Origin of the sequence: Propionivibrio sp., from assembly GCF_041441355.1 — a bacterium.
In the GTDB taxonomy this organism is placed as follows: domain Bacteria; phylum Pseudomonadota; class Gammaproteobacteria; order Burkholderiales; family Rhodocyclaceae; genus Propionivibrio.
The window spans coordinates 1-14,536 of the sequence record NZ_JASDTF010000002.1; the positions used below are offsets into that span (position 1 = coordinate 1).

Here is a 14,536-nt window from a genome sequence, read left to right on the forward strand (position 1 = left end):
GTTTACCCACACAAAAACCTCAGCAAAACACCTCCCAATACCTACCAAAAACACGCCACAACCGCGTCGGTGAAGCGACGTGCATCGTGCGGGAAATGTCGTGGGGGCGGTAATCCAGCAAAGGGGGCGACGATCGTGTGCGCGGGGGAAACGAATCCGGGGCGGATTCGGTGGTCTTCTCCTGGGTTTGTGACGGCAGCCTACGACAGCTAACTGGCGGGTAGATCAGGCGCGCGTTTCGCCAGATTCCAGAAAAGTACTCACTCGAGCGCTCAGCCGGTCGAGCACGTCCGCGCTCAGGCTGTCGAAAAGCTCGGGGCGCAGGGTGTTCTTCATCCAGGTGAGCTGGCGTTTGGCCAGTTGCCGCGTGGCGTAAATGCCGCGATCGCGCAGCTCGCCGCGCGGGATCCGCCCGTCTTGTGCTTCCCACACCTGACGGTAACCAACGCAGCGCATCGACGGTAACTCGAGCGAGAGGCGGTAGCGTTGCCTGAGCGCGCTCACTTCGTCTTCGAGCCCCTGCGCCAGCATCTCGTCGAACCGCGCGGCGATCCGCGTGTGCAGAACGGCGCGGTCGGAGGGAAGCAAACCGAGTGCGAGGTAGTCGTAAGCCGGCGTTTGCTTTTCGCCTTGCGCGAGCAGGGCGCTCATTGGAATTCCGCTCAAGCGGTAGATTTCCAGCGCCCTTTGCAGGCGCTGGCTGTCGGTCGGGTGCAGACGACGCGCGGCTTCTGGATCGACGCGCGCCAGTTCGGCATGCACCGCCGGCCAGCCGTGGGTGGCGGCGAGTGCGTCGATCTCGGCGCGGATGGCCGGGTCGGCGGCAGGGAGTTCGGCCAGACCTTCGAGCAGCGCCTTGTAGTAGAGCATGGTTCCGCCGATGAGCAGCGGAATCCGTCCGCGTCGGACGATGTCGGCCATGCAGGCCAGGGCGTCGTTGCGGAAGCGGGCGGCCGAATACGCTTCTTCCGGCGTGATCAGGTCGATTAAGTGGTGCGGGAAGGCGGCCAGCGTGGCTGCGTCTGGCTTGGCCGTGCCGACATTCATGTCGACGAAAACCTGGGCCGAGTCGACGCTGATCAGTTCGATGGGGAAGTGCCGGGCCAGTTCCAGGGCGGCCGCAGTCTTGCCGCTGGCGGTCGGGCCCATGAGCAGGATGGCTTTGGGGCGCGCCGGCAGGGCAACGGCGGCGGTCGAGCGGGATTCGAGTGGCATGGGTTGGCGCCGGCGTGTGCGTCGGCTAGCGGCCGCGCAGGAAAAGACGGTCGAGCTCGGCAAGCGAGAGCTGGGTCCAGGTGGGGCGGCCGTGATTGCACTGGTCGGCGCGTTCGGTGGCTTCCATCTGCCGCAACAGGGCGTTCATCTCCGGCACCGACAACTGGCGCCGGGCGCGAACGGCTCCGTGGCAAGCCATCGTTGCCAGCAGTTCGTTTCGGCGGGCAGTCATCAGCTGGCTGACGCCGTGTTCGCGCAACTCGGCGAGCAGGGCACGCGCCAGCGCGGCCGGGTCGCCGGCTTGAAGAAGGGCCGGGACGGCGCGCACGGCAAGCTGGGTCGGCCCCATTGGCGCGAGGTCGAAGCCGAGCGTGTGCAAGGCCTCGGCGTGTTCTTCGGCAGCGGCGACGTCGAGTGCCTCGGCGTTGAATACCGCCGGGATGAGCAGGGACTGGGTGGCGACCGCACGGCCGTCGAAGGCGCCTTTGAGCTTTTCGTAAAGGATGCGTTCGTGCGCCGCGTGCATGTCGATCAGCGCCAGCCCTTGCGCGTTCTGCGCCAGGATGTAGATGCCGTGCAACTGGGCGAGGGCGTAGCCGAGCGGCGGCGCAGTCTCTTCCTGTGCCGCGCTGGCGGCGGTCCCCGGCGCTTCGGTGACGGGGCGTTCGGGTGCGGGCTCGGCGGGCGTCGCTGCGCGTTGTGCGGCCGCGCTGAACGCGTAGTAGGCGCCGACGGCGGGTTCGGCGATGCGCAGGCTGTCTTGCCGTGGCGACCAGGTCGGAGCATTCGCGCGTGTCGGTGCCGGAGAGGGTGTGGCCTGGGAGGCAAGCGGGACGGGCGCTGCAGGCCGGCTGGAGGGCGCGTCGGAAGGCGCTTCCAGCGTGCGGCTTGGTGTGGTCGCGGCAAGTTCGGCGGGGCCGGCGAGCGGCGCCGAGAGGGCGCGCTGCGCGGCGTGGAAGACGAACTGGTGGACGGCGCGACCATCGCGGAAACGGACTTCGGTTTTCGCCGGATGGACGTTGACGTCGACGGTGGCCGGATCGACCTCAAGGAACACGCAGTAGGCCGGGTGACGGCTGCCGTGCAGCATGTCCTGATAGGCTTCGCGCAGCGCGTGCGTGAGCAGCTTGTCGCGCACGAAGCGGCCGTTCACGTAGCAATACTGGGCGTCGTTGCGCGCGCGCGAATGCGCTGGTTGAGCGCACAGGCCAGTGATGCGCAGCGGCCCGGCGGCGGCTTCGACGGTGCGCGACTCGTGCAGAAAATCGTCGCCCAGGATGGCTGCGGCGCGGCCGCGTGCGTCGCTCTTTGCGAGGTGCAGGCTGGTTCGGCCGTTGTGGGTCAGGGTGAAGGCCACCGCCGGATGGGCGAGGGCGATGCGTTTGACGGCGTCGGCACAGTGCGCAAACTCGGTCGCTTCGGACTTGAGGAATTTGCGCCGCGCCGGCGTGTTGTAGTAAAGGTCGCGCATCTCGACCACCGTGCCGGCGGCCAGCGCGGCCGGTTGCGGCTCGGCGTCGTCGTGCGCAGCCAGGCGCCAGGCGTGGCCGTCGTCGCCGCGCCGACTGGTCAGCGTCAGCCGGGCGACGGCGGCGATGGAGGCCAAGGCTTCGCCGCGAAAGCCCATGGTGGCGACGCTTTCGAGGTCAGCCAGCGAGGCGATCTTGGACGTGGCGTGGCGGGTCAGCGCCAGCGCGAGGTCGTCGCGGGCGATGCCGCGGCCGTCGTCGGTGATGCGGATGAGCTTGACGCCGCCCTCCTCGAGCTGGATCTGGATGGCGGAGCTGCCCGCGTCGAGGGCATTCTCGACGAGTTCCTTGATCACCGAGGCGGGGCGTTCGACCACCTCGCCGGCGGCGATCTGGCTGATGAGCAGGTCGGGAAGAAGCTGGATGCGGCGTGTCTCTTGCATGCCCGAGATTATACCGGCGAATCGGGACGGCGCCGGGGGGGCGGCGTGCTTGCGGCGAGGTACGCTTTAAGTAATCATGAGGCATGTTCCGTCCCACCTTCCTCGCCATCGCCCTGTCCGGGCTGTTGGTCGCCAGTTGCGCCACGCAGGTCGACTCGGCCGGGCGGCGGGAAAACCGTTTCGATCCGCGCTACCTGGCCAAGACCGAGATCGACCGGGTGATCGACCTCAGTCGCGCCGAGGTGGTCGCCGGGCTGCGGCGCATCGCCGACAAGCTCTACCGGCGCAATCCCGTCGAATGGCAGCGCGCCGGTCAGGTCAGCCAGGAGGCCGCGCTGCGGCGCCTGTTCGCTGGAGCGGTCAACTTCCCCGAACTCGAAGGTCGGAGTGAAGGTGCGGCCACCCTTTTCGCGCTCGGGCCGAACTACCGTGGCGACCGCGTCCTGGGCGTGATGGCAGGGCTTCTGGGCATGACCTACGCGGCTTTCGAGGGCAAGGACGATTTCTACGTGCTCGACGACCTCGATGCGCAAAAGCTCTACAATTGCGCGCGCAATTTCGAGATCGCGGTGTGGAAGCTGTCTTCGGCGCGCAACGCGCACGGCGAAATTTTGCTGTACTCGAATGAACTCGACCGCAACAATCCGAATCTGAGCTTTGAGCGCGAGTTCGGCCGCATTATCGGCCTGCTCGATTTCATGTCGCGCATCATGGCCGACAAAAATGGGCGCACGATCACCCGCGTCACTCAAAGTGTCGCGACTGCGGTGTTCCTGCCCGTCGGTGCCCTGGGAATCAAATGAAGTCCATCGTCATCCTCATTTCCGGGCGGGGCAGCAACATGCTGACCCTGCTCGACACCATTGCCAACGAACCATTGCCGGTGCGCATCGCCGCCGTGCTCTCCAACCGTCCCGACGCCGAAGGCCTGGCGCTGGCGGCCGAACGCGGCGTGCCCGTCGAGGCGCTCGATCACCGCGGGTACCCCGATCGCGCCAGTTTCGACCTCGCGCTGGCGGCGCGCATCGACGCCTACGCGCCCGACCTCGTGGTGCTTGCTGGTTTCATGCGCATCTTGAGCGACGGCTTCGTGCATCGCTACGCCGGACGCCTGATCAACATCCATCCCTCTCTGCTCCCCGCCTATCCCGGTGTGCATACCCACCGTCGAGCACTGGCCGACGGGGTGCGCGTGCATGGATGCACGGTGCATTTCGTCACCCCGACCCTCGACCACGGACCGATCATCGCCCAGGCCGCGGTGCCCGTCGTCGATGGCGACGATGAGGCCAGTCTCGCGGCGCGCGTCCTGGTGCAGGAGCATCGCCTCTATCCGCTGGCCGTGCGTTGGTTCGTCGAAGGGCGATTGCACCTCGACGGCGCGTGCGTGCGCGTGCGGGGCGAACACGGGACGACGCAGGCACTGCTCGCGCCGGACCTCCGCTAGCGGCGGGGCGGCATGCCGCTGGCGCTGCTCCTCGCCTTCGCCGCCTCGCTCGGGCTGCATGCGGTGGTGCTGTTCGGAACGCAGGTCGAAAGCTATGAGCCCGAACCGACCCCGATCTTGGCCGAGATGCGGCCGCTCGAACGGCCGCCACCGGAGCCCGAGAAACCGCCGCCCAAACCCCGCCCGCGCACAAAACCGGCGGCCAAGGCCGTCCCACTGACGACGGAGCAAGCCGCCGACACTGCGGTGCCGCCGTTGCTCCCGGGGCCGGACGTCGCCGAAGACGTTGTGCAGAGTGCTAAGGCCTCCGCCGATGCACAAACCGGAACGCCGGCGCCCGCTTCGCCGGCGGATGCGCACAAAATTCCCGAGCATGGGCGCGTCAATTTCCGCGTCGAACGTGGCGATCAGGGCTTCGAGATCGGGACGGCGCGTCACGTCTGGCAGATCGCCGATGGCCGTTACCGGATCGAATCGCAGCTCGAAACGACGGGCCTGGTGTGGCTTTTCAAAGCCGTGCGGATCGAGATGGTCAGCCGGGGCGAAATGACGGCCGAAGGCTTGCGCCCGGACGATTTCGTCGTTCGTCGCAACGGCGCGGTACGCGAACGCGCGGCCTTCGACTGGGAACAAATGACTGTGCGCATCGGCGACCGCGCGCCACAAGCGCTCGACCGGGGCGCTCAGGATCTGCTCTCCTTCAACTACCAATTAGGTTACCTGCCCGAGGTGCGCCAGGGTATGGTGCTGCCGCTGGCGACGGGCAAGAAGTACGGCCAGTACCGGCTCGAAGTCTTGGGCGACGAAGTGCTCGAGTTGCCGGCCGGGACGATGCGCACCCTGCACCTGCGCGCGCCGGGGGCGAACACCACCGAACTGTGGTTGGCTTACGATTACCTGATGCTCCCGGTTAAAATTCGCCATCTCGACCCGCAAGGCGAGAGCCTGGTGCAGGTTGCCACCGAAATCTTGATGAGTCCCGAATAGTCCACATGAAGCGTTTTTCTCCCGCCCTTCTCGGCCACGCCGAGGCCCTGCTCAGCCAACTCCTGCGTTTTGATGCGCCGGCCGATTCGATCGTCTCGCGCTACTTCCGCGAGCATCGCCAGATGGGCGGTTCCGACCGTGCCTTCGTCGCCGAAACCGTCTACGCCGTACTGCGCCGCAAGCGCTCGCTGCTGGCCCGTTGCGGTACGCGCGCCGAATCGCGCGCGCTGGTGCTGGCGGCGCTGTTCTGCGGGCAGGGGATCAACCTGCGTGAACTCGAACCGGTGCTGCGTAACGGCGAGTCCGAATGGCTGGCCGGTGTAAAGCGCGTCGACAGTGCGGCGCTGCCCGCGGCCGTGCGCCACGACCTGCCCGACTGGCTGGAAACAACGCTGGCGGCGCAATACGAGCCGGAGGCCTTGGAGGCGCTGGCCGCCAGCCTGGTGCAGGGCGCGCCGCTCGACCTGCGGGTGAATACGCTCAAGGCCGAACGCGGCGAAGTGCTGGCCCGCCTGCGAGCGGACGGGATCGCCGCGAGCGAGTGCCCGTACTCGCCTTACGGCATCCGCCTCGAGGGCAAGCCGGCACTGGCGCGTCATCCCTTGTTCCTGGACGGGAGCGTCGAGGTACAGGACGAAGGCAGCCAGCTGCTGGGCCTCTTGGTGCAACCACGGCGCGGCGAGATGGTCGCCGACTTCTGTGCTGGTGCCGGCGGCAAGACCTTGCTGCTCGGTGCCTTGATGCGCTCGCAGGGGCGGCTGTATGCCTTCGACGTGTCGGAAAAGCGGCTGGCCAAACTCAAGCCGCGCCTGGCGCGCTCGGGCCTTTCCAACGTCCATCCGGTGCGCATCGAGCGCGAGCACGACGCCAAGGTCAAGCGCTTGGCCGGCAAGCTCGACCGGGTGCTGGTCGATGCGCCGTGTTCGGGACTCGGCACCCTGCGCCGCAACCCCGACCTCAAGTGGCGCCAGAGCGAGGCCAGCGTCGCCGAACTGACGGTCAAGCAGGCTTCGATCCTGGCCGCGGCCTCGACGTTGGTCAAACCGGGCGGTCGTCTTGTCTATGCCACTTGCAGCCTGTTGGCCGCCGAGAACCGCGAGGTGGTCATGGCTTTCCTGTCCGCGCATCCTGACTTTGCTCTGTTGGATGCGGGGGAAATTCTGGCGCGCCAGGGTGTCGCCGGATTGTCTGGGTCGTCGGAGGGCATGCTGCAACTCTTGCCGTCCCTGCATTCGACCGATGGTTTCTTTGCCGCTGTCATGGAGCGTCGATGAAAGAAGCGCGTCTTTTTTCCCTCTTCGGCGAACTCTGGCAAGACGTTCGCTTCGTCGAGTTCTACTGGGTCTTGGCGGGCCTGTTGGCCGTGCTGGGCCTCGCCTGGCTCCTGACCCTGCGTCTGCGTCGCGGGACGACGCCCGGCGCCGCGACGAGCGCTCCGGGCCGCGGGTTGGCGGCCTTCGGCGCCGGTGGACTGAAACGGGTGGCCTTCCCGCTGGTCGCCTTGGCTCTCGTCGTTGTCCTGCGTCGTGTCTTGGAGGACCTGGAAGTCCCGCACCTCAGCCTGCTCGCCCTGGCTGCGCCGCTGCTCACGTGCTGGGCGCTGGCGCGCCTGCTCGTGTATCTGCTGCGGTGCGTGATGCCCAACGGCGAATGGCTGAGCCGTTTCGAGCGCTGGTTGAGCCTCGCCATCTGGGGGGCGGTGGTACTGCATCTGAGCGGTCTGGCCCAGCCGCTGATCGCCGCGCTCGAGCACGTCAGCTTCGGGGTGGGGAAGCAGGAGTTCAACCTGTGGCTGCTGATCAACGGCCTCCTGACGGTCAGCGCGACTTTGCTGCTGGCGCTCTGGTTCGCCAGCCTGATCGAGAACCGGCTGCTGGCCGCGAGCAACCTCGACGGCAACCTGCGCGAAGTGCTGGCGCGGGTGGCCAAGGCGGTGCTGACGCTGGTGGCACTGCTCGGTAGCCTGTCGCTGGTCGGCATCGACGTCACCGCGCTGTCGGTGTTCAGCGGCGCGTTGGCGGTCGGCCTCGGTTTCGGTTTGCAGAAGATCGCCAGCAATTATGTCAGCGGCTTCATCATCCTGCTCGATCGTTCGATCCGCCTGGGCAACCTTGTGGCCGTGGACGACAAGACGACCGGGACGGTGAGCCAGATCACCACGCGTTACACGGTGATTCGCATGCTTTCGGGTACCGACGTGATCGTCCCGAACGAATATCTGGTCAACAACATCGTACGTAACCTGTCGTTTGCCGACACCCGGGTACGGGTGGCGCTGGCCGTGCAGGTGGGCTACGACACGGATCTCGATCTGGCGATGCGCCTGATGGTGGATGCGGCGCGGGAGCAACCGCGGGTGCTCGCCGATCCCGAGCCGGGCGCCTTGCTGGTCGATTTTGCCGACAGCGGGATCAATCTTGAAGTCGGTTTCTGGGTCGCCGACCCGGAGAACGGTACCGGTGGAGTACGCTCCGACATCGGTCGGGCGATCCTGCAGGCCTTCCGTACCCACGGGATCGAGATTCCCTTCCCGCAACGCGAACTGCGCGTGCGCCCTCCGGCGACCGTTGAGTTGCCCCGGCCTTGAGCAGTGTCGGCTTGGCCGCGCCCAGGTCGCGCGGCCAAGTGAGGCGGGATGTCTCAAGCCTACCCTCACGCCCTTGATGTCTCCGGGCGACCTTTCTGACGAGTGCTTTCCACTCCGTTATCCGCGAATGCAGGATAAAAAAAACCGTGCCTCGGGGCACGGTCTAAGGGTCCCATCGTTCGATGATGGGCCAGGGAGGGTCAAATGTTGTCAGCAGGGTGGGCTGAAACAGATGTGACCATTCTATCGATTTGTGCCTCCGACTCTGTTGCACTTATGCCTCAGTTCGGTGACGGTTTGTGACGATGCCCTGAATGGTGGCAGAAGATTGCGCATTCTGTTTTTGGAGCGCAAAAAAAGACCGCGCCCGGGGGCGCGGTTGAGGACTGCCATCGTTGTCAGATGGCCCAAGGAGGGTCATGCATTGCTTGGACTGCCTTCGCCATGCACGGACAAATACTAACATCATTTTGTTGTTTGTTTCATTGTATTTGTTGTTTTTGGCGTTTGGCTTGCTTTTTTCTTGAGTGCTTTGAGTACTGTCAATGGGCATTGCTTGACGAATGCGATGCTGGGGAGTAGCGTGCTTGAGCCGGCTTCAGATTGCATATGTTGGACAATAAAAGCTAACTGGGAGGGGCGAGCGCGACTCACTGTGTTTCCTGAGTGAGGGCGCAGAAAGCGCGTTTCGATGACGTGGTGCCGCGCGTCCGGTTTCTTTCCTTTTCCCGAAGTAGCGAGTGCTCGCGCCCGGAGGCCGGCGCGGGCACAAAACGTCTTCCTGCATTGTTTTTTTGTTCACGGCTTGTCCACTTTACAGACGAAAGGTTGCTGACCATGTCGAGAAACAAAGCATTGCGTTGGGTTGTACCCTTCCTCTCCGCCTTCCTGCTCTGCACATCCGCGCTGGCACAGAACAAGGCCAATGTCGTCATCCTGGCGACCGGCGGCACCATCGCTGGCGCCGGGGCCGATGCCACCAACAGCGCCACGTATCAGGCCGCCAAGGTGCCTGTCGATAAACTGATTGCCGGAATCCCGCAATTGACCAATGTCGCCAACGTGCGCGGCGAGCAAGTTTTCCAGATCGCGTCGGAAAGTTTCACCAACACCCATCTCGTGACTTTGGCCAAGCGCGTTTCGGCATTGGCCAAACAGGGTGATGTTGACGGCCTGGTGATCACGCACGGAACGGATACGCTGGAAGAGACGGCGTACTTCCTCAACCTCGTGGTGCGTAGTGACAAGCCGATCGTGCTCGTCGGTTCGATGCGTCCGGGAACGGCGATGTCAGCCGACGGGATGCTCAACCTCTTCAATGCGGTGAGCGTTGCGGCAAGCAAGGATGCGCGCGGTAAGGGCGTGCTGGTGACGATGAACGACGAAATCAACAGCGGGCGCGACGTCAGCAAGCAGATCAACATCAAGACCGGCGCCTTCGTGAGCCCGTGGGGCGCGTTGGGCATGGTGGTCGAAGGCAAGAACTACTGGTTCCGTCTGCCAGCCAAGCGGCATACCGTTAACTCCGAGTTCAACATCGACAAGATCGATGCGCTGCCCTTGGTGGAAATCGCCTACGGGTACGGCAACGTCAGCGATACCGCTTACCGCGCCTTCGCCGAAAAAGGCGCCAAGGCCATTGTGCATGCAGGGACGGGCAATGGCTCGGTGAGCGGCAACGTCGTGCCTGCGCTGCAGGAGTTGCGCGGCAAGGGGCTGCAGATCATCCGCTCTTCGCGCGTGGATGCCGGTGGCTTTGTGTTGCGCAATGCCGAGCAGCCCGACGACAAGTACGACTGGGTCGTGGCGCATGACCTCAACCCGCAAAAAGCCAAGATCCTGGCGTCGGTGGCACTGACGGTGACGCAGGACAGCAAGGAACTGCAGCGGATCTTCTGGGAGTATTGATCTTGCTTAGGCCTTGAGTCGCGATGCTCCGGGCCGGGACGTCAACGAAAAGGGGGCCGCCAGTGGCGGCCCCCTTTTCATGTTCGTCGCAGGCGCGCTGCTCTTGGCGTTCAGTCCTTACGTTTGAGGCGCCAGCAGCGCACGGCGTACCAGATGAGCGAGCAGGGGGCGGCGATGGCTGCGGCCTTGATGATGTTCAGATGTCCGTCGGCCAATAAATCCCAAGCCACCACCCCAACAAAGATGCCGATGCCTTCGGCAATGGGAAAGCCTGGGCGCGGCGCCGACATGGCGGTCATTCGGCGTGCTGGACGTGGGCTGCCGCCACATCCATCCGGGAGGCGCAGCCCTGGCTTTCGTCGAGATGGCGCGGCGTTTCCGCCGTCGTTTCACCGGCCATGAGGTGGCGGCGTGCGTCAGCCAGAAAGCGTTCTCGGATCAGGGCGGTTTGCAGCATTGCGGGCGTCTCCGTCGATCAACAGGGGATGCCGCAATGATAGGGGGGGCGTCCCGAAGGGGTCATTAGCCCCTTCGTCAGCTTTCTGTGACGCTCTGTAACAAGGGCCAGCGCAGGCTGAAACGGGCGCCACCGAGCGGCGACGCTTCGGCGACGGCGCTACCGCCGTGCTGTTCGAGTACCAAGCGGACGATGGCCAGACCAAGGCCGTAGCCGCCGGTGGCCCGGTCGCGCGACCGGTCGAGACGGGTGAAGGCGGAGAAGACGCGCTGCCGCTCGGCTTCGGGAATGCCGATGCCGTCGTCGTCGACATGCACCAGGATGCTGTTGCCGATCACCTCGGCACTCACCACGATGCGCGACTTGGCGTATTTGAGCGCGTTGCGAAGCAGGTTGGTGATGGCGTAGGGCATGCTCTTCAGATCGAGTTCAACCTGCAGGCCTTCGGGCAACTGGGTGGTGTCGACCGTGATCTCGTGATTGCGGCCGAGAATGCGCAGCGAGTCGACCTCGTCGTTGAGCCAGGGCTCGAAGTCGACCGGCGTGAGGTTGAGTTCGGGCTGCTCGCGCTCGAAGCGGGAGTAGGTCAGGCTCGAGTCGATCAGGTTGTCGAGTTCGTCGAGGTCGACGCCCATCATCTTGGCCAGGCGTTCGCGTTCGTCGAGGGCTTCGGCCTCGGTCACCATCTCCAGGGCGAAGCGCATGCGCGCGATCGGGGTGCGCAATTCGTGCGAAATCGCGCTGGACAGTTCCTTCTGCGTGGCGATCAGGCGCTGAATCCGCTCGGCCATGCCGTTCAGCGTTTCGGTGAGCAGCTCGAAGGCGCGGCTGCGCGCTTCCGGGGCGCGTGTCTCGAAATGCCCGTCGCCGAGCGCCCGTGCGGTCTGACGCAGCGCCTCGAGGTCACGCCACACCGGGCGTACCCAGAACCACACCGCGACGGCGAGGCACAGTCCGATCAGGCTCCAGGTCAGGAGACGGATGCGCAGTTCGAGTGGCAGGGCGCGCGGACGGTCGCCGGTCGCAGACGAAGAAATCGGGCCGACGACGAGGATTTCCGGCGTCTGCTTGAGGCGGTGGTAGAGGATGTCGCCGTCGGCGTCGATGACCAGTTCGCCTGCGTCGAGCTTGTTGGCCTGCTTGGGCGGCAGCTTGAGGGTCCAGCGCGGGACGATGTCGAGCCGGTAGGCGAACTTGTTGTCCATCGCCTTGATCGTCTTGGGCCATTCCGAGCGCGGCTTGCGGAACAGCTCGTCCTCGATGAGGACGATGGTGCCGCGCATGAAGCGTTGCGTGTAATCGTCGGTGATGCCCTTGACTGCGGTCGAGATGACGAGGTCGGCGAAGAAGGCGATGGCCACGAAGGAGCCCATCACCAGCAGGTAGAAATTGAGGAACAGCCGCGAGAGGCTGTATCGCCCGCGCCCTCGCCAGGGCGCCGGCTTGTAGCGCCCGAGGATCGCCAGAAGCCGGTTGTCGCCGTCTTCCTTACCAGTCATGCTTGCTGAACAAGTAGCCCTTGCCGCGCACCGTCTTGATCCGGGTCGGATTTTCCGGATCGTCGCCGAGCTTACGGCGCAGGCGCGAAATGCGGGCGTCGATCGAACGGTCGAGCCCGTCGAAACCGATGCCGCGCAGCTGTTGCAGCAAGTCGTCGCGCGAGAGCACCGAGCCGGCGTGGCTGGCGAGCAGCCAGAGCAGGTCGAATTCGGCGGTCGTGAGCTCGATCCCCTCTGTTCCGAGGTGGGTGCTGCGGGTCGCCTGGCTGATGCGGAAGCTGCCGAAGGCGAGCTCTCCGTCTTCGGCGTCATGGTCGCTGGCCTGGGCGCTCGGCGCGCGGCGTAGCAGGGCCTTAATGCGCGCCAGCAGGAGGCGCGGCTGGACGGGCTTGGCGATGTAGTCGTCGGCGCCGAGCTCCAGGCCGAGGATCTGGTCGAGGTCCTCGTCGCGCGCGGTGAGCATCAGGATGACGCCCTTGTAGCGCGACCGAACGCCGCGGCAGACCTCGAAGCCGTCCTTGCCCGGCAGCATCACGTCGAGAATCACGAGCTCCGGATTCTCCTGCAGGATGCGTTGTTCGGCGACGTCCCCGCGCGGTTCGATGGCGACTTCAAAGTCGTTCTTGCGCAGGTATTCGGCGGTGAGTTCGGCGAGGCGTTCGTCATCCTCGACCAGCATGATGTGTGTTTTCATGGCGTGATGATAACGTTTTGTTGCGGCGTGAGAAACCGTCCAATTTCGTGATGCTTTCGATGAATTCCGTTGGGTTATATCGAAAGAAGAAAAGGGGAATGGTCAGTCCCGGGTTTTGTTGCTACCATCGCGGCGCGATTGTTCTGGAATGGCATGATGTCATTCCCGGGCGTTGGTAATTAAAACAACCTGCAAGGAGGATCATGTGTTGAAAACTCGCCAGACGCTGTTTGCGGCCCTGTTCGCCGCAATCTGTGCCGTACCGCTCGCGTTGCCGACCGCGGTGCACGCCAAACCCTTCAAATGGACCAGTGCCAGCGATATCCCGACCTGGGACATCCACTCGCAGAACAATGCGCTGGGCAGCGGCGTTCACGCCGCAGTCTACGAGTCGCTCGTTTACTACAACTCGAAGACCTTCAAGCCGGAGCCGGTTCTAGCGACGAGCTGGAAACAAGTGACCCCGACCCAGATGCGCATGACCTTGCGCACCGGGGTCAAATTCCACGACGGCTCGAACTTCACCGCCGACGATGCAGTGTTCTCGCTCCAGCGGGCGATGAGCAAGACCTCGAATTTCACCGTCTTTACCAACGGCATCGATAAAGTCGTCAAGGTCGATGCCCATACCATCGATATCTTCACCAAGGATCCGAATCCGGTGTTGCTCAACCAGCTCACCGAGCTGCGGATGATGAGCAAGGCCTGGGCCGAAAAGAACAATTCGGTTGCGCCCAAGGACATCAAGACCTCGGAAGAGAACTTTGCCCACCGCAACGCCAACGGGACCGGCCCCTTCATCCTGAAGAGCTGGCAGCCGGATCAGAAGATGGTGCTGACCCGTAATCCCAACTGGTGGAACAAGTCGCCCGAAACCAACGTCACCGAAATCGTTTACACCCCGGTCAAGAACGTGTCGACCCGTATGGCCGCACTGCTTTCGGGCGAGGTGGATTTCGTTCTCGATCCGAGCCCGCAGGATCTGCCCCGCCTGCGTAACAATGCTGATCTCAAGGTCATCGACGGCGTCGAGAACCGGACCATCTTCTTCGGCATGGATCAGTTCCGCGACGAATTGCCCGGCAGCAACATCAAGGGCAAGAACCCGCTCAAGGATGTCCGCGTCAGAAAGGCTCTCTATCAGGCCATCGACATGGACACCATCGCCCGCGTGAGCTTGCGCGGCCTCGGTCAGCCCACCGGAGCGATGGTTGCCCCGCAGGTCAACGGCTGGACCAAGGAAATTCACAAGCGCCTTCCGTTCGATCCGGCCGCTTCGCAGAAGCTGCTGGCAGAAGCCGGGTACAAGGACGGCTTTGAAGTGAACTTCTCCTGTCCGAACAATCGTTACATCAACGACGAGCAGATTTGCCAGGCCGTGACCGCGATGTGGGCAAAGGTTGGCGTCAAGGCCAAGCTGCGTACCGAGCCGCTGACGACCTACTTCCCGATGATCCAGCGCTACGAAGCGAGCATCTACATGCTCGGCTGGGGCGTGCCGACCTTTGATGCCTTCTACACCCTGCAGTCGCTGGTTCGTACGGTCGGCGATGGCGGTGACGGCAACTATAACCTCGGACGCTACAGCAACCCGCAGATGGACGCGCTGGTCGAGCGGACCCGCAAGGAAACCGATCTGGCGGTCCGCACCGATCTGCTGACCAAAGCCCTGGCCCTGCAGAACGAGGATGTCGCGCACATTCCGCTGCACAACCAGATCATTCCCTGGGCCATGAAGAAGAGCGTGGACGTCATCCATCGAGCCGACAACCGCGTCGATTGGCGATCACTCAACGTCAAGTAATCGATCCACACCGGGGTTCGCCCCGG

Annotated in this window: 13 protein-coding genes; 7 read left to right on the top strand and 6 right to left on the bottom strand. The window is 64.3% G+C overall.

The features are described 5' to 3' along the window. Positions 1 to 225: 225 nt before the first annotated feature. Complete coding sequence (gene miaA / locus QMB55_RS00025) at positions 226 to 1,215, bottom strand: tRNA (adenosine(37)-N6)-dimethylallyltransferase MiaA (protein ID WP_497586604.1); 990 nt, start codon at positions 1,213 to 1,215, stop codon at positions 226 to 228. Between the two features lie 25 nt (positions 1,216 to 1,240). Next, positions 1,241 to 3,127: a DNA mismatch repair endonuclease MutL gene (gene mutL / locus QMB55_RS00030; RefSeq protein WP_497586605.1), complete on the bottom strand. Its 1,887-nt coding sequence runs from the start codon at positions 3,125 to 3,127 to the stop codon at positions 1,241 to 1,243. Between the two features lie 83 nt (positions 3,128 to 3,210). On the opposite strand from mutL, the gene QMB55_RS00035 reads away from it, so the two are divergent. From QMB55_RS00035 to QMB55_RS00060, 6 genes are all read left to right on the top strand, one after another. Further along, complete coding sequence (locus QMB55_RS00035; RefSeq protein WP_497586606.1) at positions 3,211 to 3,930, top strand: hypothetical protein; 720 nt, start codon at positions 3,211 to 3,213, stop codon at positions 3,928 to 3,930. Continuing rightward, on the top strand, positions 3,927 to 4,574 hold the full coding sequence (purN, locus tag QMB55_RS00040) for a phosphoribosylglycinamide formyltransferase (protein ID WP_497586607.1): 648 nt from the start codon (positions 3,927 to 3,929) through the stop codon (positions 4,572 to 4,574). The genes QMB55_RS00035 and purN overlap by 4 nt, the downstream gene beginning before the upstream one ends. 12 nt (positions 4,575 to 4,586) lie before the next feature. Next, on the top strand, positions 4,587 to 5,561 hold the full coding sequence (locus tag QMB55_RS00045; protein WP_497586608.1) for a DUF3108 domain-containing protein: 975 nt from the start codon (positions 4,587 to 4,589) through the stop codon (positions 5,559 to 5,561). 5 nt (positions 5,562 to 5,566) lie between these two features. Continuing rightward, complete coding sequence (locus QMB55_RS00050; RefSeq protein ID WP_497586609.1) at positions 5,567 to 6,835, top strand: RsmB/NOP family class I SAM-dependent RNA methyltransferase; 1,269 nt, start codon at positions 5,567 to 5,569, stop codon at positions 6,833 to 6,835. Beyond that, on the top strand, positions 6,832 to 8,148 hold the full coding sequence (locus QMB55_RS00055; protein ID WP_497586610.1) for a mechanosensitive ion channel family protein: 1,317 nt from the start codon (positions 6,832 to 6,834) through the stop codon (positions 8,146 to 8,148). Before QMB55_RS00050 ends, QMB55_RS00055 begins: the two co-directional genes overlap by 4 nt. A gap of 837 nt (positions 8,149 to 8,985) precedes the next feature. Further along, entirely contained in the window at positions 8,986 to 10,056 is a 1,071-nt protein-coding gene (locus QMB55_RS00060; RefSeq protein ID WP_497586611.1) for an asparaginase, read from the top strand. A gap of 110 nt (positions 10,057 to 10,166) precedes the next feature. Here the strand turns inward: QMB55_RS00060 and QMB55_RS00065 are convergent, their stop codons facing one another. The 4 genes from QMB55_RS00065 to QMB55_RS00080 all read right to left on the bottom strand — a co-directional run bounded on the left by QMB55_RS00065 (position 10,167) and on the right by QMB55_RS00080 (position 12,706). After that, complete coding sequence (locus QMB55_RS00065; RefSeq protein WP_497586612.1) at positions 10,167 to 10,355, bottom strand: hypothetical protein; 189 nt, start codon at positions 10,353 to 10,355, stop codon at positions 10,167 to 10,169. Beyond that, on the bottom strand, positions 10,352 to 10,513 hold the full coding sequence (locus QMB55_RS00070; protein ID WP_497586613.1) for a hypothetical protein: 162 nt from the start codon (positions 10,511 to 10,513) through the stop codon (positions 10,352 to 10,354). The genes QMB55_RS00065 and QMB55_RS00070 overlap by 4 nt, the downstream gene beginning before the upstream one ends. Positions 10,514 to 10,590: 77 nt before the next feature. Further along, entirely contained in the window at positions 10,591 to 12,012 is a 1,422-nt protein-coding gene (locus QMB55_RS00075; protein WP_497586614.1) for an ATP-binding protein, read from the bottom strand. Then, positions 12,002 to 12,706, bottom strand: coding sequence for a winged helix-turn-helix domain-containing protein (locus tag QMB55_RS00080; RefSeq protein WP_497586615.1), 705 nt, complete (start codon positions 12,704 to 12,706; stop codon positions 12,002 to 12,004). The genes QMB55_RS00075 and QMB55_RS00080 overlap by 11 nt, the downstream gene beginning before the upstream one ends. A 208-nt stretch (positions 12,707 to 12,914) precedes the next feature. Here QMB55_RS00080 and QMB55_RS00085 point away from each other — a divergent pair, with 208 nt between their 5' ends. Further along, positions 12,915 to 14,510, top strand: coding sequence for an ABC transporter substrate-binding protein (locus QMB55_RS00085; protein WP_497586616.1), 1,596 nt, complete (start codon positions 12,915 to 12,917; stop codon positions 14,508 to 14,510). Positions 14,511 to 14,536: the final 26 nt, after the last annotated feature.